Origin of the sequence: Acinetobacter bereziniae LMG 1003 = CIP 70.12 (genome assembly GCF_000368925.1) — a bacterium.
Lineage (GTDB): Bacteria > Pseudomonadota > Gammaproteobacteria > Pseudomonadales > Moraxellaceae > Acinetobacter > Acinetobacter bereziniae.
In genome coordinates this window covers 78,125-99,362 of the sequence record NZ_KB849756.1, presented here as the reverse complement: position 1 = coordinate 99,362, position 21,238 = coordinate 78,125, and the positions used below count along the sequence as shown (strand labels likewise).

Here is a 21,238-nt window from a genome sequence, read left to right as displayed (position 1 = left end):
AATTCGATAATTGCATTTAAATTTGATTAAATATCTGTTATTTCAATATTTTGTGAAATACACATATTTTTTTTATGGTTTTATTTTGTAATCTTAACTTTTCATTTCAAAATACTGGATAATTTTATAAAAAATATGAATTTCATTTTATCGTTAAAGTTTTAAATATGCTGTCATTGATCTATACAAAACAAAAATTGGCATGATAAATGCATTAATTTAATGCAAAGCAATATGAATGAATAAATTTTTGGCATCAATTTGGAACATTTTAAATGTGATGTCTAATCAAAGTGGATGAGCATGAAAATTTATACACAACGTTTAGAAAGCATACACCCAGATAAGACAGTAGAAAGTGTAGCGCTCACTTTTGATACTCGGCAAAAGAGCCGTTTTCGTGCAACTTTGAATAATGGGCACGATATTGGTGCAGATTTACCAAGAACAGGTATTTTGCGTAGTGGCTCTTATATCGCAACTGAACAAGGAGAAGTGCTGAGAATAGATGCAAAACCTGAAAAGTTGATGCAAGTTATTGCGTCGAATAGTTTTGATTTATTAAAAGCGGCTTATCATCTGGGTAATCGCCATGTGCCTTTAATGCTGACCCCAACGGCACTTTACTTTGAACCAGATCATGTGCTCGCTGAAATGATTATAGGGCTTGGTCTAACAGTGAATGAAGTTGAACATCCGTTTGAGCCTGAAAGTGGGGCTTATGCACAACATCAGCATGATCATCGTTTAAGCCCAATTAAGGCTTTGCACCATGTCCATCACTAATGCAACGCAATTACTCAGCTTACTCACGCTGTCATCTACAGCTTTGCCTATTGGTACCTATTGCTATTCGCAAGGTGTAGAAAGTGCAATTGAGCAAGGCTTAATTCATGATGAAGTGTCAAGTATTGCTTATTTTAATGAAGTGTTAGAGATGTTGTTGGTGCGTTTTGAATTGCCAATTTTAAAACGCTTGATGCAACACTATTCGAATGATGAACAGTTTTTAGTTTGGGCGAATTTTTATCGAGCGAGCCGTGAATCCAAAGAATTGTTGGCTGAATCACAGCAATTGGCATTTTCCTTAAATGCATGGATTCGAGATGTGCTTTTGCAAAAAGTTGAAGTGAAAAAGCAATTTGGTTTTGTCCCTGTCTATGCACATTTATGTGGCAGTCTAAAACTGAATTTGCATGATGTACTGACCGCTTACACATTCACTGTTTTAGAAAACCAAGTTCTTGCAACGGTAAAGACTGTTCCACTTGGACAAATGAGTGGACAAAGAATTTTATGGCATCTACACAGTTTAATTCCTCAAGCAATAGAACGAGCATTACAACTTGAAGATGATGAATTGAGCAGTGCTTTACCTAACTATGCGATGTTAAGTATGTCGCATGAAACGCAATATTCACGATTATTTAGATCATAGTTAAACACATACTGATTAAAGTATCTTTTTGATAACTCAGTATCATACACAAAAAAAGGAAAAATCATGACAGAACGTAGCCCTTTGCGTGTCGGAATAGGTGGACCTGTAGGCTCGGGAAAAACAGCCTTAACTTTAAATCTCTGTTTAGCATTGCGTAACAAATATAATATGGCTGTGGTGACCAATGATATCTACACCAAAGAAGACTCCAACTTTTTAACACGTCATGAAGCCATGTCGCCTGACCGAATCGTAGGTGTTGAAACTGGGGGCTGCCCACATACTGCAATCCGTGAAGATGCTTCCATTAATCTTGCGGCAATCGATGATCTATGTGAAAAGTTTGATGGACTGGAGCTGATTATTATTGAAAGTGGTGGTGATAATTTAGCAGCTACATTTAGCCCAGAATTATCAGATTTAACCTTGTATGTAATTGATGTTGCAGGCGGTGAGAAAATTCCGCGCAAAGGCGGACCAGGAATAACCAAATCAGACTTATTGATTATTAATAAAACAGATTTAGCACCGATGGTTGGGGCGAATCTTGACGTCATGGATCAAGATGCAAAGCGTATGCGGGGTGAAAAACCATTCTTATTTTCGAATATGAAAACGCAAGATGGCTTAAATCAAATCATTGAGTTTATTGAAAAACAGGGCTTATTTAAAGCTTAATTCATAGATTAAATATTGTAAAAAGTTAATAAAAATTGAAGGAGAATTAACATGCGTTTAATTCAAAAAAGTTTGATTACACTGATCGCATATATCCCTGTTTTTGCTTTGGCTCATCCTGGACATGATCATCATACAGGCTTTTGGGCTGGTTTTATTCACCCATTTACAGGTTTGGATCATTTGATGATGGCAATCGCTTTTGGCGTGTTGATGTGGACAGCGAACCAGCGTTGGAAATTATTTGGTTTGATTGGTCTTGCCATCGCAATGGTCGGAGGCTTTATGATTGGCAGTCAAGATCTAATTCCGTCATCAGTTGCTGAATATGGCATTATCGCTTCTTTGGTTTTATTGGCGATCGCGCTGTGGAGTAAATCCAATCAAGCCTTGCCGATTGCAGCTGTGTTATTGGCAAGTTTTCACGGAGTCGCACATGGCACAGAATTAGGTCAATCTGGTCATGCCAGTCTTTTAGTTTTGGGTATGGTCACAGCAATGGCACTGATTTATGCAGGTGGATTAGGCATTGGTGCATTGATTAAAAAATATGTGCCTTATGGCAAGCAGATCATTGGCACATTGGCAGCATTAGTCGCTGTGATTGGATTGGCTTGATGTTCAATAAACCTTTAAAAGCCTTTGATGTATAAAATGTATAAATGGTCATGACAAATTTAATTACCCAACCATGCCATGATTCTTTGTGGTATGCCAAATTAGAATTGGGCTTTAAGGTACAGGCTGATCGAACCGTACTGAGTCATCGCAAGCATTATGGTCCTGTACGTGTTCAAAAAATGCTTTGGCCAGAAAGAACAGGAATTTGTCATGCCATTATTGTTCATCCGCCTGCGGGTATTGCAGGCGGAGATCATTTAACCTTTGATATTCATGTGGGTGCTTCCGCACATGCATTGGTCACTACGCCGGGCGCAGGGAAATGGTACCGAACCAATGCCAAACAGGCATTCCAACATATTTTTATCCACGTAGAAAATGATGCAGTTTTTGAATGGTTGCCACAAGAAACCATGTTGTTTGATGGTGCGAATGCGCGCTCAGAAACCATTATTCAACTTGATTCACGGGCGAGTTTCATTGGTTGGGATATGTTGGTGATTGGGCGACAGGCACGTGAAGAAAAATTTCAAACAGGTGCTTATAAAAATCAATTTAAACTGAAACGCAATGAACAATTATTGGTCGCAGATACATTGCATTTTAGAGGCGATGATCGTTGGTTAAGTTCTAGTCTAGGAATGAATCATTATGCAGTGATGGGGAGTTTTTGGGCGGTAGCCCCTGAAAAGTTTCGTTCGAGTTTTTATTTGGATCAACACATCGACTTAATCCGAGAATTGATCATGAGAATGAATCTGCCCGTCACTTTAACCTTACTGGGGGATGTGGTCTGTGCTCGTTATCTCGGTGATGATGTTCGACATTGTCATGATGCTTTTGCTGCAATTCGTGCCAAATTAAGACGTTTTTGGTTTGATTTAGATGAGGAATTTCCAAGAATTTGGCGAACGTGAAAATTTTCAATCATACTCAATATTGTTGCATAGATATTGCATGTACAACAAATGAATTAGCTAGGAATAAATCATGGAACTCAACCCTACAGAAAAAGACAAACTTCTGATTTTTACCGCTGGTTTGGTTGCAGAACGACGTAAAGCACGTGGATTAAAACTGAACTACCCAGAATCGATTGCTTTTATTTCCGCAGCATTGCTTGAAGGGGCACGTGATGGCATGACGGTCAGCGAACTGATGCACTATGGTACGACATTACTCAGTCGCGAAGACGTGATGGATGGTGTGGCAGAGATGATTGCTGAAGTACAGGTTGAAGCAACTTTTCCAGATGGCTCAAAGTTAGTCACCGTTCATCAACCGATTGAATAAAATAAAATTCTAAATTTGGGAGCAAGACGATGATACCCGGTGAAATGATCACGCCTGATAGTGATATTGAAATGAATGTTGGACGAGAAGTCTTAAAAATAAGTGTAGCAAATCTAGGCGATCGCCCGATTCAAGTCGGTTCGCATTTTCATTTTTATGAAGCCAATGATGCTTTGCAATTTGATCGAGAGCGTGCCAAAGGCTTTCGTTTGAATATTGCCGCAGGCACGGCAGTACGCTTTGAACCGGGGCAAAGTCGTGATGTAGAAATCGTTGCACTTGCAGGTAAACGTGAAGTATATGGCTTTGCAGGTCGCGTCATGGGCAAATTAGACCAACAGGATAATGAATAATGAAAATGTCACGTCGCGCATATGCTGAAATGTTTGGTCCTACAGTAGGAGATCGTGTTCGATTAGCAGACACTGAGCTATTTATTGAAGTTGAACAGGACCTAACCACCTATGGTGAAGAGGTTAAATTTGGTGGTGGTAAAGTCATTCGTGATGGTATGGGGCAGTCACAACTGTTGGCAGATCAGGTTGCTGATACCGTGATTACCAATGCTTTGATTGTCGATTGGTGGGGAATTATCAAAGCAGATGTTGGCTTAAAAAATGGTAGAATCTGGAAGATAGGCAAAGCAGGTAATCCTGATATTCAGCCAGATATTATCATTCCACTAGGTGCGGCAACTGAAGTTATTGCGGGTGAAGGGCAAATATTAACAGCAGGGGGAATAGACACACATATCCACTGGATTTGTCCGCAGCAAGTCGAAACAGCATTGATGTCGGGAACGACTACAATGATTGGCGGTGGTACAGGTCCCGCAGCAGGAACTTCAGCCACAACTGTAACCCCAGGTCCGTGGCATATTGCGACGATGTTACAAGCGATAGATGACTTGCCTATGAATATCGGTTTATTAGGCAAGGGGAATTTGAGTCAGCCTGCACCCATTGCAGAACAGATTCAAGCCGGTGTGGTTGGGCTGAAACTTCATGAAGACTGGGGTTCTACACCAGCTGCAATTGATAATTGCCTAACTGTCGCAGATGAGTATGATGTACAAGTTGCGATTCATACCGATACTTTAAATGAAGGTGGTTTTCTTGAAGAAACATTAGCCGCTTTTAAAAATCGTACAATCCACACGTATCATACAGAAGGTGCAGGTGGTGGACATGCACCTGATATTTTAAAAGCCATTGGGCAAGCGAATGTTTTGCCATCTTCTACTAACCCAACACGACCTTATACAATCAATACCATTGATGAGCATTTAGATATGCTGATGGTCTGTCATCATTTAGATCCAGCAATTGCTGAAGATGTCGCTTTTGCAGAAAGCCGTATTCGTCGGGAAACAATTGCCGCAGAAGATATTTTGCAAGATCTCGGTGCTATCTCGATGATGTCATCGGATTCACAGGCGATGGGACGTGTGGGGGAAGTGATTTTAAGAACATGGCAAACCGCGCATAAAATGAAAGTACAACGTGGACCATTGGAGGGTGATAATCAATATCACGATAACAATCGTGTAAAGCGCTATATTGCAAAATATACCATCAACCCTGCGATTACTCATGGTTTAAGCCATGAGGTAGGTTCAGTTGAAGAAGGAAAGTTGGCAGATTTAGTGTTGTGGAAACCTGCATTTTTTGGGGTTAAACCATCGATGATTATTAAAGGTGGAATGATTGCTGCTGCGCCAATGGGCGATATTAATGCTTCAATTCCTACGCCACAGCCCGTTCATTATCGTCCGATGTTTGGCGCATATCCAAGAGGTGTTCATAATACCTGTATTACTTTCCTATCTCAGGTTGCGATTGATCAGGGTGTTGCAGAAAAGTTGCAACTGAAAAAGCTGATTTCTCCCTGTAAAAATACCCGAAATATCAGTAAAAATGACATGAAACATAATTGTTATTGTCCTGTCATGGATGTACACCCTGAAACTTATGAAGTTCGTGCAGACGGAGTTCATTTGACTTGTGAGCCTGCTGAAGTTTTACCGATGGCACAGCGTTATTTTCTGTTTTAATCATTATGGGTAAAAAGCTTAAAACTCCTTTTTAGTCAAAAAGGAGTTTTAAAAAAACATGACAAACACCACTATATTTCAGCACAAAGCTCTGTATAGAATGTAGACCAAAGCTATGTCTCATCAATTTTCAGAGTCTTCTCCATGTCTCACTTTTGGTCCAAATGGTTTCAAGTCTTATTTAACAAAACGCAGCATAAATCGAATAAACCTAAGACCGATTACTCTAATTCAAATATCGGTATCGCTATTGACTCTGATAACAATATCATTGGTTTTGCCCAAGATAAAATCACTCGGATAAGTTCCAAAGGTATTGATTTGATTTGTAGCTTTGAGGGCTTAAAGTTGAAAGCTTATGATGATGGAGTCGGTGTAATTACAATTGGTTATGGCACAACCCGTTATCCGAATGGAAAAGCTGTTCAATATGGTGATCAATGTAGCATTGAACAAGCTAAAAGTTATATGCAATTTGACCTGAAACGTTTTGAACAAGCCGTGAGTCGTGCTGTTCAAGTGCCATTGAGTCAAAATCAATTTGATGCATTGGTATCATTGGCGTATAACATTGGAATCAATGCTTTTCAAAATTCGACCTTATTGAAGCGACTAAATACATTGGATTATATTGCTGCAGCTCAGCAATTCGATGTATGGATTAAAGCAGGTGGAAAAACTGTACAAGGTTTAGTCAACCGTAGAGCGGTCGAGAAAGCGTTATTTTTAAAACATTGATTGCATGTTTTTGCTTAAATGCTGAACATCAAAAAAATATGAAGTACTTTTTATAATAAAACAAAGTAGAGCAAAGTTTAAATGAGTATTTATTTAATTCGCCATGCGCAAAGCTTAGGAAACGTTAATGGAAGAGTAGAATCGCATGCCAGTATTCCTTTGACAGAATATGGACATCAACAGGCTCAAAATCTGGCGAATACTCTGCCAAAAGCCAAGCAAATCTATATTTCACCTTTTTTGCGAACACGACTGACTGCCGAACCTGTTTTACTTCGGGATCAAATTACGCCTGAAGTTTTGAATATTCAAGAATTTTCATATTTATCAGATCGACGTTGTAGAAATACCACTTTAGAAGAACGTAAACCATGGGTAGACGACTATTGGAGTCGTGCCGATGTCAATCTAATCACAAGTGATGATGCTGAATCTTTTGCCAATTTTTATCACCGCGTGACAGATTTTATGCAACATTTAGATGCACTTAAATCGTTTTACACCGATCAACATTTGCTGGTCTTTAGTCACGGTCAGTTTCTACAACTATTAAAAATCATGATGGCACAGAAGCAAGCATTGAGCTCAACATTGATGCGTGAATTTCGCTATGATTTACTCAATAATCAATTAGGCAATGCTGAGTTTTTTATTTACAAATAAAACATGAGAAGAACATCATGAAATCTATGATGAGAAAAATAGCTTTATTGGGATTACTGGGGAGTATATCGCTGTCCACATATGCAGATATTGTGACCTTAAAGGCGGATTTAACTCAACTTGCACAACCACTGCAAACACAATGTAAGGGAATTGATTATTTGCCTCTTAAAGTGTTGGGTGAATTTTTAAAAAGTGATAATTCAGAAAAAATAGATGTTTATCAGATGGATGTTATTTTTGTTTCTGATTTTTTAGGTTATCTAGACAATAAAAATTGTGCCTTAGCTGCTTCTGACTTTACCATTGCTGGCGTTAAGATATTGAACCAATATCGTGATTTATGGGAGAAAGACTTATCTAAGGATAGAAAAGTGGTGAGATATGAAACTTATCTTGCCGCAGGTGATGCAAGTTTGGTGAAATACAAATGGACGCACAATCCACAATACCTTGATGATGCCGATCATTTTTATAAGCAGTATCTCCAAACAAGTGCAATAAGCAAACAACAGAAAGCACAATGTGGAAAGAAATGTTCAGATGATTTAGTGTATTTAAATCAAAAGCAATATTTTAGATTGTCTGATTATGCTTCGATTTCATATAAATATCAGCAGCTTTTTGACGAGATTTATCGGCAATATTCTGATCAGGATCCAAATTTTACAGATGCTAAAAAAAGCCTAAATGCAGTTTTTGAGCGTACAGATCAATTTGAAGTGAATGCCATACAAACAACAGGATTAAAAATACTCGATAAGCATGTTGCTACATTGAATGAATTTAAAACTATTTTTAATTCAAGTGATAAAGATTTAATTGAAATTTTTACTCAGCGCTTAGATCAATATCTTCAAAATAGAATCGTGAATAAATTATTAGATCCAGAAATGACTGAGAAAATTTATCAATTTTTAGTCAAAGCATTTACTGAAAATAACTCAAAAATTGTACCGAATCAATTGGGTAAAAATCAGCAGAGCAATTACAGTTTTCAAATTGGGAAACACCAATATATTTTTAGTGGAGATAAAAAGCATTTGCAGTTAAGTTCTCAACCCATGCAATAGCGCATCACGGAAATTGGCATAAAAACTGCTTAATCATTCACACTAAAAAATGATGATTGAAAAGTTTAAAGGCGGTTTGAGTGAGTAAAACTTATTTACGTGGTCAAGCACTTATTGATCAAATTCAAAATGCTTCTTATTCACGGGATTTGATTGGTTATCACGGTTCAGTTCCTAAAGTGGAATGGCCCAACCAAGCTCGACTGGCAGTACAGTTTGTCCTGAACTACGAAGAAGGCGCTGAGAATCATATTGAACACGGTGATATTGGTTCTGAGCAATTTTTATCCGATATTGTCGGTGCTGCAAGCTTCCCAGATAAACATATGTCTATGGATTCAATGTACGAGTATGGTTCTCGGGCAGGTTTTTGGCGCATTCATCATGAATTTCAAAAACGAAAGTTACCCATGACCATATTTGGAGTCGGGATGGCATTGGCGCGCAATCCCTATATCGTCAATGCAATTAAAAATGCCAATTATGATGTGGTTTCACATGGTCAACGATGGCTCAACTACCAAAATGTCGATATAGACACAGAACGTCAACATATGGATCAAGCGATCAGTGTGCTTGAAGCATTATTTGGACAAGCCCCAATCGGTTGGTATACAGGTCGAGATAGCCCCAACACACGGCAATTATTGGCAGAATTTCCTCAGATTAAATATGATTGTGATTACTATGGTGATGATTTGCCATTTTGGACAAATTTAACCAATGCACATGGTGAAAGCCGACCTCATTTAATTATTCCTTATACCTTAGAAAGTAATGATATGAAATTCTGTGCACCAGCAGGTTTTAATAGCGGAGAACAGTTTTATCAATATCTTAAAGATGCTTTTGATGTGCTTTATACGGAAGGCGAAACAGCGCCAAAAATGCTTTCGATTGGCATGCACTGTCGTATATTAGGGCGCCCGGGACGTTTTAAAGCACTCCAACGTTTTTTGGATTATGTTCAGTCACATGACAATGTTTGGGTATGTCGGCGTGGAGATATTGCAGAACATTGGTTTAAATATCATCCAGCGCAAGAGGCATCAACGCAATGTTAAAAATGAGCAGAAAAGCTTTAAAAAAGCGCTTCAGTCTTTAGTCATTTTGAATGATAGGTATAACTTGTGAATTTAAATGAATTTAATCAAATTTCAAAACAACAAGCTCAAGCAATGCTTAATCATTGTGTACAGATTCCACGTTGGACACAAGATATTGTTTCTACACGTCCATTTACAAGTTTAGATGACCTTTTGGATTATGCCAAAAAACAGGCATTAACTTGGACTTGGGATGAGATTTTAACAGCGTTAAACAATCATCCTCGAATTGGTGAAAAAAAGGCTAAAGCGAATCTGACTGAACAAGAACGTGAATTTTCCAATCGTGAACAATCTGCAATAAAACACAGCAGCGAAGTAGAAGATGCTTTATTAAAAGGCAATTTGTCCTATGAAAAAAAGTTTGGATTTCTGTTTTTGATTCGTGCATTAGGTTTGGATCACAGTGAAATCTTACAGGCATTGAAATACCGTTTATTGAATGATGTTGAAACAGAACAACGTATCGTGAAACAACAGTTGAGTGAAATCGCAATTTTACGTTTAACGCAGGCATTGTCTGAACATTAGAATTTGAGTCATAAAGGAAATCCGATGATTAGTAGCCATATTTTAGATACACATTTGGGAAAACCTGCAACAGATGTTGTGATCAAATTATTTGATGCACAGGAGCAGTTGATTGCTGAGTCTAAAACGAACAATGACGGGCGTGTTGCAGATTTTAATTTAAGTGAAATACAAACGGGGCAATATCGTTTAGTATTTTATACTGCAGATTATTTTAATCGCTTTGATTTAAATACTTTTTTTCCTAAAGTTGTGATTGACTTTTCTGTAAACGATATTAATCAGCATTATCATATTCCTTTATTAATCAGTCCTTTTGCATATTCTACATATCGTGGAAGTTGAAATATAAAAATAAATTTTATCAAGGACTTAAGGCTCATTTATTTGAGCTTTTTTTATGTGTTTTTTACCAATTATAAAAATATTGGCTTTATTTTTGCTTATCTATTGTGGTGTTTATCTTTGTTTCTTGTGGGGAATTTATAAAATGAAATTGACACAGTTTGCTGCGTTCACAACTTTGCTATGTACTGCTTTTGGCACACAAGCTGCTCCAATCTGGCAAGATTTTAGTATTACAGGGTTATACGGTAAAAACTATGAACTAATTGCTCGAGAAGATGATCAGTCTACAATTACTTTTGAGTACGCGGCAAAATTGAAATATGGTGATTTTTTTGCATTTGCTGACCGCACCAATAATGACGTTTCTGGTAATGAAACCTATTTTGAAGTTTCACCACGCTTGAGCTTAGGGGCGATTTCAGGGCGAAAGTTAGAGGCTGGTCCAATTAAAGATGTTTTGATTGCAACTACTTGGGAAGGTGGAGAAGGTTTTAATAATTACTTATATGGGATCGGTGTGGATTTGGCGATTCCATATTTTCAATATGCCCAATTAAATTTTTATAAAGCAGACAATTATAAAAATACAGATGATGACTATCAATTGACTTTCGTCTTTGGTGTGCCATTTACAGTTGCATCTGAAGATTTCTTGATCGATGGTTTTCTGGATTGGTCAACTGCTGAAGATGACCATGCCAGTGAGTTAAACTGGACCACACAATGGAAATGGAATGCGGGCAAACATATTTCACCCAATACTAAATTATATTTAGGTGTTGAATATTCGGTTTGGAATAATAAATATGGTATCTCAGGAAAAGATGAAAATAATGTCAGTGCATTGATTAAGTATCATTTTTAATGATTTAAATGCATTGAAGCCTGAGAAAAGGAATCGAGGATACTGGTCTTTATGATAATTAAATTATGGTTTTATAGCGTTTGTGTCGCATAAATCTATGTTACTTTGGCTTATTACTGAACCCAATGGTTTAGCAATAAGCCGATGATTAAAAAGTTAACACAATATTTTCTTCGAATGGAAAGATATCACAATTATGACCCTCTCCAATACGATCGACCACGACAAAATCACTCGGTGCTTCGAGCGTCAATAATGGATGATGCCAAGTTCCTTTGTGATAATTAATGGCTTGTTTTCCATTACTGATAAATGCATAAATGTGTGCTAGATCAGGCGTATTTTGGTCAAGTTGTGCTGCAACGACAATTAAAAAAGATTGACCATGCATCGGAATAAAGGCTTGTGAACCTTGAGGATGGCGTTCAAGCATTTTGATTGTACAGGGAACAGTTGTTTTTTGAATATTCCGAAAAATACTTAAACCGACTTGTCCTGTATTGGTTTGTGCTAAAGCTAAGGCATGATAACGTTCGGTTAGCGCATTATTGATCGGAAAAAAATCATTGCCTTCACAGGAAATCACGTCACCAAAAGGTGCAAAAGCATCTTTGCTGAGTGGCTGAATTTGGATATAGTTCATGAGATCAATCAATGATTTTCCCCCATAGACGAATCCGACTGATGCCCCCATCTGGAATCATGTTGACGCGGATATGAGAAATTTTTTCATGTTTTAAAATTTCATCGATGTATAGATGGATATGATCCATTTGCATATCTTGGGGATGTAATAAATACGACCAAAACATACTTTGTGGAATTAATTGCGGGTCTGTCGCATTTTCAATATAAGTGGCTTGAATGGAGACTTGAGCAGGGTAATTGCCTTTAAAATGTGCAGTATCGATTTCAATTTTTTCAATCAAACCATTTTTGCCGAGTGCTAAAACACACCAATCAAAGCCAGGGGTTCGACGGCGTTTTGTTTCCCAGCCATCTCCCATATTGATTCCACGTCCTGGATTGATCAAATTACGAGGATGTCCAAAATGGGCATCACTATAAGCTATTACCCGCCCACCATTTTCCAATGCCAATAAGTCTAAAGTTTGTGTTTGGTCTTGAATCTGAATACTCACTTCACCATAAACTCTAAAACGTGCAATGCCGCCATCTGGGAAAATATTTAATCGAACATGGGTAAAAATATCTTCACTTTTCATATTGAAGAGATGATGTTGGCTAGGTCCAAGTATAGAGTTGGCTAAAATTGGGTGCCACAGTGCATCATTCAGGTTCCCATTTGGTGCATAACATGCCTCTATAGCAGCCGATGCAGGGTAGTTGCCGGTAAAAAAAGTAGTATCTATGTCAAAGGCACTGATTTTACCTGCAACTCCCAATTCAATAATTGCCCAATCATAACCTGAATGACGCTTACGGCGGGTTTCCCAACCATCCATCCACTTACCATGGTCATCAAATTTATCTTCGACGAAAACAGGCGCATCGAATTGCAACATTCGTGAAGCCTCAGCAAAAAAATCATCTGAACATTCAAGTACTTTTGCCCCAATTCGGGGATCTGCCAAATTTGTATATCGCTGTAAATGTGCAGGAAGTTCAAAATTTGGTGCAAGTAAAGTTGCCATATTTATTTACCATTCATATTACTATTCACATTAATAGAAGCGTTGTTATCAGTGACAAATATTTTATAAGCACTCATAAAAACAATATCTTATGGCACTTATCATGCACAGCCTATGCCAATTCTTCTCTGAAAATGTATGGATTTTTATATAAATGGCACGTTTTTAGCATTTTAGGCAACAGTGCGAGAAAACAATCAGAGGAGAAATAGATGGAGATTACAATTATTGGTGCAGGTATGGGAGGACTAACCGCTGGTATTGCACTAAAAAAATTCGGTCATACGGTCACCATCTACGAACAAACTGAGCAGATCAGGGCTGTAGGTGCAGCAATTTCGTTATGGTCAAATGGTGTGAAGTGCTTAAATTACTTGGGCTTAACGGAACAAATTGCCAAACTTGGTGGTCAAATGGATCATTTGGCCTATTTCGATGGTTTAACTGGCGATAAAATGACGCAATTTAGTTTATTGCCATTAATTGAAGAGGTTGGACAACGTCCGTATCCAGTCTCGCGTGCAGATTTACAAAATATGTTGATGGATGAATTTGGTCGAGACGATATTCACCTTGGAAAAAAAATGGTGGCGTTAAAACAAATCGATCAACATGTTCAGGTTACATTTGCAGATGGAACTGAAATTACTACAGCATTGGTGATTGGTGCTGATGGCACACATTCCTTGACACGCCAGTATGTTTTGGGTGAGCAGGTTGAACGACGCTATGCGGGATATGTCAACTGGAATGGTTTGGTTGAAATTTCTGATCAATTGGCACAAGCAGATCAATGGACAACATTTGTTGGTGATGGAAAACGAGTTTCGTTGATGCCGATTGCTGAAAATCGCTTTTACTTTTTCTTTGATGTTCCATTACCTATAGGTTTAGACAATAACAAAAGCCAATATAAAACTTTATTTAAGCAATATTTTCAGCATTGGTGTGCCCCTGTACAAAACCTAATTGAGGCAATAGATGTAGAAACCACCAATCGTGTAGAAATTCATGATATTGAACCTTTTACCCAATTTTATAAAGGGCGTGTAGTGATCATGGGCGATGCTGCACACAGTACCACTCCTGATATTGGTCAAGGAGGTTGTCAAGCCATGGAGGATGCGATCTATTTGGCAAGAGCATTGCAGATCAATACTTTAGGTTTAGAAGATGCATTAAAACGTTATCAAAACAAACGCAATGAACGTGCCAATGAATTGGTATTGCGTGCGCGAAAACGTTGTGATGTCACGCATATGAAAGATGAAACTGTAACCAAAGAATGGTATGCAGATTTGCGTCGTGAACAAGGTCCTCATATCATGCGTGGTATTATTAATAATATTGTCGGTAATCCTTTGGATTGATATATGGTTATATCGGTTTAATTCAAAGTTGATTTGGATTAATGACATCTTAGATGTTTATCAACTTTTATTGAGTGCTGACAAGGACGTTAACTTCAATATGCGACAAGATGTGCTTCAGACTGCTGCGTATCTTAAAAGAAAATTTATATCAGATTCCCCCCACAGCACTTATTGATAATCAATCAATTTGAGCTTAAATCGCTCTATTTGTTCAATCAAATGCTTAATCATGACTTGTGAAACACGAGAAAGCTGTCGCTTTGGTGCAACACATAAAGCCAGTGTTAGGGGGTACAAACCTTTTTCACGAATCGGTTTAAAGCAAAGTTCATCTCGTTCTAAATAAGGATAGGCATCGATATAAGAAAGTAAACCTATACCTAAATTTTTCTGAATTAATGACATTATCATTCGTATGTCATTACATTCTAACTGGTGTTGCGGTACAAGTTGATAATGTTTATACAGTGTTTGCACATAATCCTGAATGATTAATGGTGCACTTGGAATTAAATGTTGATCATTTAAGGTATCTGATAAATGGATTTTTTCAGTTTTAGTGAGTGGATGATCTTTAGGTAAAACAAACCCGATTGGAATTTCAACAAATGCTAAAACCTCAAGTTGGTGATGTCCTTTAGGATTCAACAAAATGCCAAAATCAATCTCAGCGTCCATAATCATATTTGAAACTTTTTCACTGTCTTGAATATGAAAGTTAAAATTGATCCAAGGATAGTTCTCATACATATATTGAATAGAATCGAGAACAAAACCATCACTGAGCGCAGTAATCAGCCCACAGTCAATGGTTCCGCGTGAAAGCCCTTGTATTTCATCAAAACGATTACGGGTAAGTTGGAATTCTTTCTGCCATTTGATTAAATCTGCATAGAGTAATTCTCCAGCAAGGGTGAGCTTTAAGCCATTGGGTAAGCGTTCAAATAGATCGATTCCAAATTCTTCTTCAGCTAAAGCAATTTGACGGTGTATTGCAGAAACAGAAATATACAGCTGATCCGCAGCTTTTCTTAAACTCCCTGTTTTTGCAACAGCGATAAAATAATCAGAGAATCGAGAAAAAGTCATATTTATTGGCATATAACGCTGTCCATGGTGATACGGATGACATTTTGCTCATTCTTTCAGTTAAGCAAATAACAAGGTCAGTGAAAAGCTAAGCGATTTCTATGCCAATTTTTCGTTCTAAAATAAAAATAATATTCTTTCAATGTGTTCTAATTTTTAGAATGATCGACATTAAACTTTCTAATAGACAGAATTTAACTAAATTTGTAATTTTAAAGTATGCCTTAAGCACTTAACTGAAATTCAGTACTGCATCATGGCATAGGTTAATGAAGTTAAATATAAAATTTGTGAGTTTAGTATGAACGCCATTCCAGTTCTTCAACTATTTAGCCAACCGCAATGTAGTACATTTGAACCTAAAGACTGGGAGATACTTGCTCAACACTGGTATCCAGTGGCACGTATTCAAGATGTCTCAATGCAACCTCAACAAGTGCAGTTGTTAGATGTGAAAATGGCACTCTACCAAACAGAAAGTGGTGCAATTCAATTGGTTCGTGATATTTGTCCTCACCGTGGCGTACCATTAACCAAAGGCTGGGTAGAGGGTGAGGAGATTATTTGCCCATATCATGGCTTGCATTACAATACCAAAGGACAATGTACCAAGATTCCAGCACAGCCTGAACTCAGTAAAATTTCTGAGCGTTTTAGCCTGACAAAATTTCCTGTGGTTTTAAAGTATGGTTTGGTCTGGACCAGTTTATTTAGCCGTGATGAACAGCTAGCAAATTTTCCTGTTTTAGATACATGGGATGATCCAGAGCATCAAGCAATATTGCCTCCATTTGTTGATATTGCAGGCTCTAGTGGTCGTCAACTGGAAGGTTTTATTGATGTTGCACATTTTGCATGGGTGCATCACCAATCTTTTGCAGATGCAAATAATCCGATCGTTCCTAAATACACCACTGAACGAACATTTTATGGTTTACACACTGAATATGTCAGCGGTGTGAGTAATTATCCGCATGGCTTACAACATTTAGCACCAGAAGGATTTTTGTGGAAACGTATTTTTGATGTTTATCCACCATTTTCGGCGGTGTTAAAAGTTGAATTTCCACGACAAGGTGTATTAAAAATTTTAAATGCATGTTGTCCCGTTTCATCTAACAAAACCCGTTTATTTGTCCCACTCACACGTAACTTCGATACAACAGGAGATTTACAGGCGGTTTATGATTTCAACGCTCAGATTTTTGCAGAAGATCAGGACATGATCGAAAGTCAAAAACCTGAAGAACTTCCATTAGATATTTCAATGGAAGCCCACTTTGAAGCAGACCGCTCTTCTACCATGTACCGTCGGATTCTCGCTGAGTGGGGCTTAAGTAAACGCTATATTATTTAATTTTTAATGTTTTGTGCTTTGCACCTTCGGGTGCTTTTTTAATGCCTTATAAATCTTTAAAGCATCTTTTATAAAATCTTTCAGCTTAGGTGTCAGTTTATTAAACTTTCTTCCAATTATAGAAATAATCTTATAAACCATTTGGTTCTGCTAAATTGGTATGCATTATTAAATCAAAAAATTTAAAAATATTTTAATTAAGGACTGCGAGGAATTTATCTTTAAGTTGTTGCCAGTTGGTTGAAACCCAGCATACCAGCGAACCTGCTGTCACTAAAATCACACCATACCAAAATTCTGTAGGTAAACGGGTTTGTAAAATCGTCATGGAAATCACGGTTGAAATAACTGGACTAAAATAAGACAAGGTCACCAAAATGGTAATATTGCCTTTGATAATTCCAATATTCCATGCGGCATAACCCATTGCCATCACAAAAGACACCATCGCTAACAGCGCAAAGGTAGACAGTTCAAAATGCTGGATTACATTAAAGCTAAATTCATGTGACCATAAATATTTTGCCCATAGTACACAACTGATCGCCACAAAAAAGAATGAAATCGGATTGTGTCCATCACTGTATTTTTTGGTAATAACACAATATAACGACCACAAAGATGCACCTAGGAAAGCAAGAATATAGCTGGTTGGATTGGCTTGAATATTGGATAAAATATTTGTCCAGTTTAAAGCGCCTTGTCCAGCTTGAATCATGACAATGCCACTTAAACTAATAGCTAAACCAACCACAACAAAAATATTAAATTTGATTTCTTTAAATAGAATCAACATGGCAACCGTTAAGCCAGGCCAAAGATAATTTACTAAACTGACTTCGATCGCTTGTTGAGCCGTTTGTGCTAGAGCGATTGCATAAGAAAAACACAACTCATAAATCACAAAGAGCAAAGTTGAAAAGATTAAATATTTCTTTGAAATAAGTTTTAAATTTGGAATTTTAAAGAAGAGCAACAAAATACATGTACTTAAGCTATACATAAGTAGTACTGCTAAATCTGCGCCCATACTAAAACTGATTTTTTTCAGTAAACCTACGATGGATGACCACTGCAAAATTGCACTGAAACCAATCAGTGTAGCGAGATTTTTTGACATAGCAAACTTCAGATTTTAGGGGCTGTTGATTTTTCATAAAAAGCTTTCGTTGTTTATTTACAACGCAAGCCACAGCGGGGAGAGTGGTATTTTTGTCACAACGTTGTTAGCTTGCTAAACAATGCACCTCAGCATATAGCATGACTAGATTCCGTATTCAGTGTGAATATCACCTAAACAACAGGCGTAGTCACAAACATAGACGATTACTCAACAGACCCTTATTGATACAGAATTTTATGAAAGGTAAAATAATGTAAGTAATTATAACTTAAACATTCGATGAAAAGGCATACTAGGTCTCGCTTTCAGATGGAAATTACAAAAAATATTTTTGGAAAAAATCACTTATTGGTTTCTTATTCAATAAAAAATTCAACTGATCTATGCAGTATTGAGCAGATAAATATTTGATGCTCACACAGGGTGATTTAGATAGATTTTCGATTAACGCCAGACAAGCATTATCAATTTAATAAAATAATTCTATAATAGCGCCCATTCTGACTAATATTCGTTGATGTTAGTTTCTTTTTAAGTCAATTTGTTGTGTGTTATTTGACTTAATTTTCAATATTTAAATTTATGTGTCCGTGTTCACACATAAGATTCTTTAGGTGCCCACATGGAAATCAAGGTTAATTATCTCGATAATCTTCGACAAGAAGCGAAGTTCGATGATTTTACCGTTATTGCTGATCAGCCAATTCGCTATAAGGGTGATGGTTCTGCACCGGGTCCTTTTGATTATTTTCTGGCATCATCTGCGTTATGTGCAGCTTATTTTGTTAAAGTTTATTGTGCTGCACGAAATATCCCGACTGATAACATTCGTTTATCTCAAAACAATATCGTTGATCCAGAAAATCGTTATAAACAAATTTTTAAAATCCAAGTCGAACTTCCTGCTGATATTTCAGACAAAGATCGCCAAGGGATTTTACGTTCGATTGACCGTTGTACAGTTAAAAAAGTCATTCAAACAGATCCTGAATTTGTCATTGAAGAAGTTGAAAGCATTGATGCTGATGCGCAAGCTTTGCTGATGCCAAACTTAGCAAAAGAAAGTTCAACTTATATTGAAGGTAAAGATTTACCTTTAGAGGAAACCATTGCCAATATGTCAGAGATTCTGGCAGGTTTGGGCATGAAAATAGAAATTTCCTCTTGGCGAAATATTGTTCCCAATGTGTGGTCATTACACATTCGAGATGCACAGTCACCTATGTGTTTTACCAATGGTAAAGGTGCAACCAAAGAAAGCGCTTTGGCATCGGCTTTGGGCGAATTTATTGAACGTTTAAACTGTAATTTCTTCTACAACGATCAGTTTTGGGGGGAAGAGATTGCCAATGCTGAGTTTGTGCATTATCCAGATGAAAAATGGTTTCAACCAGGTCCAAATGGTGAACTCCCTAAAGAAATTCTGGATGAATATACTTTAGAGATTTATAACCCAGACAATGAATTGTTGGGAACGCATCTCTATGACACCAACTCAGGCAATACTGCACGCGGGATTTGTTCGTTGCCTTTTGTACGTCAGTCTGATCAGGAAGTGGTTTATTTTCCTTCTAATTTGATTGAAAACTTATATTTAAGTAATGGTATGAGTGCTGGAAATACTTTAGCCGAAGCGCAAGTCCAATGTTTATCTGAGATTTTTGAACGTGCAGTTAAACGAGAAATTCTGGAAGGTGAAATTACTCTTCCTGATGTACCTGAAGATGTTTTAGCCAAGTATCCACGTATTGTTGAGGGTATTAAAGGTCTAGAAGAACAGGGCTTCCCAGTCTTAGTTAAAGATGCATCGTTGGGTGGTGAATTTCCAGTGATGTGTGTCACCTTAATGAATCCGCGTACAGGTGGCGTATTTGCATCGTTTGGTGCGCATCCTAAGCTTGAAGTGGCTTTGGAGCGTAGCTTGACTGAGTTATTACAAGGTCGAAGCTTTGAAGGTTTAAATGATTTACCTAAGCCGACCTTTAGCAGTAATGCCGTGACTGAACCGAATAACTTTGTTGAACATTTTATTGATTCAAGTGGTGTGGTGTCTTGGCGTTTCTTTAGTGCTCAAGCTGACCATGACTTTGTCGAGTGGGACTTTAGCAGTACAGGTGAAAATGCCAATGCTGATGAAGTTGCAACCATGATGGGCATTCTTGAACAAATGGGTAAAGAAGTTTATATGGCGGTCTATGAGCATTTAGGTGCAACTGCATGCCGTATTATCGTGCCAGATTATTCTGAAATTTATTTGGTCGAAGACTTAATTTGGGACAATACCAATAAAGCCTTGTTGTTCCGTGAAGATATCTTAAATTTACATCGTTTGGATGATGATCAGCTTGAAGCTTTGGTTGAGCGTCTTGAAGAAGTTGAGGTTGATGACTATACCGATATCGTGACGTTAATTGGTATTGAGTTTGATGATAATACAGTGTGGGGACAACTCACTATTCTTGAGTTAAAACTATTAATTTATCTTGCTTTACAGCAGTTTGAAGAAGCCAAAGACTTGGTGGAACAGTTCCTTCAATACAACACCAATACCGTTGAACGTGGTTTGTTCTATCAGTGTATGAATGTCATGCTCGAAGTCGAACTGGATGACGAGATGGATCTGGATGACTATGAAGCGAATTTCCGCCGTATGTTTGGTGATGAGCGTATGGATGCAGTGATTGGCTCTCTAGAGGGAAGCATTCGTTTTTATGGTTTGACAGAAACCAGTATGAAGCTAGAGGGTTTAGACCGTCATTTACGTTTGATTGACAGTTATAAAAAATTGCATAAGGCACGTGCTCAAGCAGTTGCTCATACATATTAAATTATGTGAGTCTAAACATTTTAAAAAACCCAAGATTTGACTTGGGTTTTTTTATTTTAAATCAATGTATTATTTTAATTTTTTTATATAGTCAAAGTTTAAATGAAAATAATGATCATTTATATTTGAGAAAATATATATTTTGTGTTAAGTTTTCCTAAATTAAAAATAAGCGCTTCATAATAATAGTTAAATCATCTTTTTACTATGTCGAATTGTCAAGCTTACACAGGAGCGCGTTTAGCTAAAAAGGGAGCATCCATGAGTAAGTTACGTTGTTATGTCATGTTTACGTTTTGTATGCTTGCTATAAATTTTACCTTTGCAAAATCAGAATTAAAAAATACTGGAAATAATATGATTAATTTAGAAAAAACCAAAACGTATTGTATTGGGCGTTATGT

The 21,238-nt window shown here is 37.3% G+C and carries 22 protein-coding genes; 18 read left to right on the top strand and 4 right to left on the bottom strand.

Going from position 1 to position 21,238, the window contains the following annotated elements; genetic code table 11:
* The first annotated feature begins 303 nt into the window (after nt 1-303).
* From ureE to F938_RS10540, 15 genes are all read left to right on the top strand, one after another.
* A complete protein-coding gene (gene ureE, locus F938_RS10610) occupies nt 304-786 on the top strand; it encodes an urease accessory protein UreE (RefSeq protein ID WP_005031669.1) in 483 nt (160 codons plus the stop codon).
* Nucleotides 773-1,438, top strand: coding sequence for an urease accessory protein UreF (locus F938_RS10605; RefSeq protein ID WP_005031668.1), 666 nt, complete (start codon nt 773-775; stop codon nt 1,436-1,438). Before ureE ends, F938_RS10605 begins: the two co-directional genes overlap by 14 nt.
* Nucleotides 1,439-1,504: 66 nt before the next feature.
* Nucleotides 1,505-2,119 carry an urease accessory protein UreG gene (gene ureG, locus F938_RS10600; RefSeq protein WP_004830680.1) on the top strand — a complete coding sequence of 205 codons (615 nt, stop codon included), beginning with the start codon at nt 1,505-1,507 and terminating at the stop codon, nt 2,117-2,119.
* A 51-nt stretch (nt 2,120-2,170) separates the two neighbouring features.
* A complete protein-coding gene (locus tag F938_RS10595) occupies nt 2,171-2,737 on the top strand; it encodes a HupE/UreJ family protein (RefSeq protein WP_004830681.1) in 567 nt (188 codons plus the stop codon).
* A gap of 50 nt (nt 2,738-2,787) precedes the next feature.
* The gene (locus F938_RS10590) at nt 2,788-3,657 is read left to right on the top strand and encodes an urease accessory protein UreD (RefSeq protein WP_005031667.1); all 870 of its coding nucleotides are present in this window, start codon (nt 2,788-2,790) and stop codon (nt 3,655-3,657) included.
* A gap of 73 nt (nt 3,658-3,730) precedes the next feature.
* The gene (ureA, locus tag F938_RS10585; RefSeq protein ID WP_004830684.1) at nt 3,731-4,033 is read left to right on the top strand and encodes an urease subunit gamma; all 303 of its coding nucleotides are present in this window, start codon (nt 3,731-3,733) and stop codon (nt 4,031-4,033) included.
* Nucleotides 4,034-4,062: 29 nt separating this feature from the next.
* Nucleotides 4,063-4,386, top strand: coding sequence for an urease subunit beta (locus F938_RS10580; RefSeq protein WP_004830685.1), 324 nt, complete (start codon nt 4,063-4,065; stop codon nt 4,384-4,386).
* Entirely contained in the window at nt 4,386-6,086 is a 1,701-nt protein-coding gene (ureC, locus tag F938_RS10575) for an urease subunit alpha (protein ID WP_005031666.1), read from the top strand. The genes F938_RS10580 and ureC overlap by 1 nt, the downstream gene beginning before the upstream one ends.
* A 144-nt stretch (nt 6,087-6,230) precedes the next feature.
* Nucleotides 6,231-6,824 carry a lysozyme gene (locus tag F938_RS10570; protein ID WP_005031665.1) on the top strand — a complete coding sequence of 198 codons (594 nt, stop codon included), beginning with the start codon at nt 6,231-6,233 and terminating at the stop codon, nt 6,822-6,824.
* 81 nt (nt 6,825-6,905) lie between these two features.
* Nucleotides 6,906-7,487 carry a histidine phosphatase family protein gene (locus F938_RS10565; protein ID WP_005031663.1) on the top strand — a complete coding sequence of 194 codons (582 nt, stop codon included), beginning with the start codon at nt 6,906-6,908 and terminating at the stop codon, nt 7,485-7,487.
* Between the two features lie 17 nt (nt 7,488-7,504).
* Entirely contained in the window at nt 7,505-8,560 is a 1,056-nt protein-coding gene (locus F938_RS10560; protein WP_005031661.1) for a hypothetical protein, read from the top strand.
* A gap of 80 nt (nt 8,561-8,640) precedes the next feature.
* Nucleotides 8,641-9,624, top strand: a complete 984-nt coding sequence (gene puuE, locus F938_RS10555; RefSeq protein ID WP_005031660.1) for an allantoinase PuuE — start codon at nt 8,641-8,643, stop codon at nt 9,622-9,624.
* 66 nt (nt 9,625-9,690) lie between these two features.
* Nucleotides 9,691-10,197: a 2-oxo-4-hydroxy-4-carboxy-5-ureidoimidazoline decarboxylase gene (gene uraD / locus F938_RS10550; RefSeq protein WP_005031658.1), complete on the top strand. Its 507-nt coding sequence runs from the start codon at nt 9,691-9,693 to the stop codon at nt 10,195-10,197.
* Nucleotides 10,198-10,221: 24 nt separating this feature from the next.
* A complete protein-coding gene (gene uraH / locus F938_RS10545; protein ID WP_005031656.1) occupies nt 10,222-10,542 on the top strand; it encodes a hydroxyisourate hydrolase in 321 nt (106 codons plus the stop codon).
* A gap of 145 nt (nt 10,543-10,687) precedes the next feature.
* Entirely contained in the window at nt 10,688-11,410 is a 723-nt protein-coding gene (locus F938_RS10540) for an outer membrane protein OmpK (RefSeq protein WP_010591391.1), read from the top strand.
* Between the two features lie 148 nt (nt 11,411-11,558).
* On the opposite strand, the gene F938_RS10535 is transcribed toward F938_RS10540, so the two are convergent.
* The gene (locus tag F938_RS10535; RefSeq protein ID WP_026040376.1) at nt 11,559-12,053 is read right to left on the bottom strand and encodes an ureidoglycolate lyase; all 495 of its coding nucleotides are present in this window, start codon (nt 12,051-12,053) and stop codon (nt 11,559-11,561) included.
* 4 nt (nt 12,054-12,057) lie between these two features.
* Nucleotides 12,058-13,065: an allantoicase gene (alc, locus tag F938_RS10530; RefSeq protein WP_005031649.1), complete on the bottom strand. Its 1,008-nt coding sequence runs from the start codon at nt 13,063-13,065 to the stop codon at nt 12,058-12,060.
* Nucleotides 13,066-13,277: 212 nt separating this feature from the next.
* Between alc and hpxO the strand changes: the two genes are divergently transcribed.
* The gene (gene hpxO / locus F938_RS10525; protein ID WP_004830701.1) at nt 13,278-14,435 is read left to right on the top strand and encodes an FAD-dependent urate hydroxylase HpxO; all 1,158 of its coding nucleotides are present in this window, start codon (nt 13,278-13,280) and stop codon (nt 14,433-14,435) included.
* Nucleotides 14,436-14,606: 171 nt separating this feature from the next.
* On the opposite strand, the gene F938_RS10520 is transcribed toward hpxO, so the two are convergent.
* On the bottom strand, nt 14,607-15,539 hold the full coding sequence (locus F938_RS10520) for a LysR family transcriptional regulator (RefSeq protein ID WP_004830702.1): 933 nt from the start codon (nt 15,537-15,539) through the stop codon (nt 14,607-14,609).
* A gap of 289 nt (nt 15,540-15,828) precedes the next feature.
* On the opposite strand from F938_RS10520, the gene F938_RS10515 reads away from it, so the two are divergent.
* Nucleotides 15,829-16,884, top strand: coding sequence for an aromatic ring-hydroxylating oxygenase subunit alpha (locus tag F938_RS10515; RefSeq protein WP_005031647.1), 1,056 nt, complete (start codon nt 15,829-15,831; stop codon nt 16,882-16,884).
* Nucleotides 16,885-17,077: 193 nt separating this feature from the next.
* Here the strand turns inward: F938_RS10515 and yddG are convergent, their stop codons facing one another.
* Nucleotides 17,078-18,004, bottom strand: coding sequence for an aromatic amino acid DMT transporter YddG (gene yddG / locus F938_RS10510; protein WP_004830705.1), 927 nt, complete (start codon nt 18,002-18,004; stop codon nt 17,078-17,080).
* 625 nt (nt 18,005-18,629) lie between these two features.
* Between yddG and F938_RS10505 the strand changes: the two genes are divergently transcribed.
* Nucleotides 18,630-20,834, top strand: a complete 2,205-nt coding sequence (locus F938_RS10505; protein ID WP_005031645.1) for an OsmC domain/YcaO domain-containing protein — start codon at nt 18,630-18,632, stop codon at nt 20,832-20,834.
* The last annotated feature ends 404 nt before the right edge of the window (nt 20,835-21,238 follow it).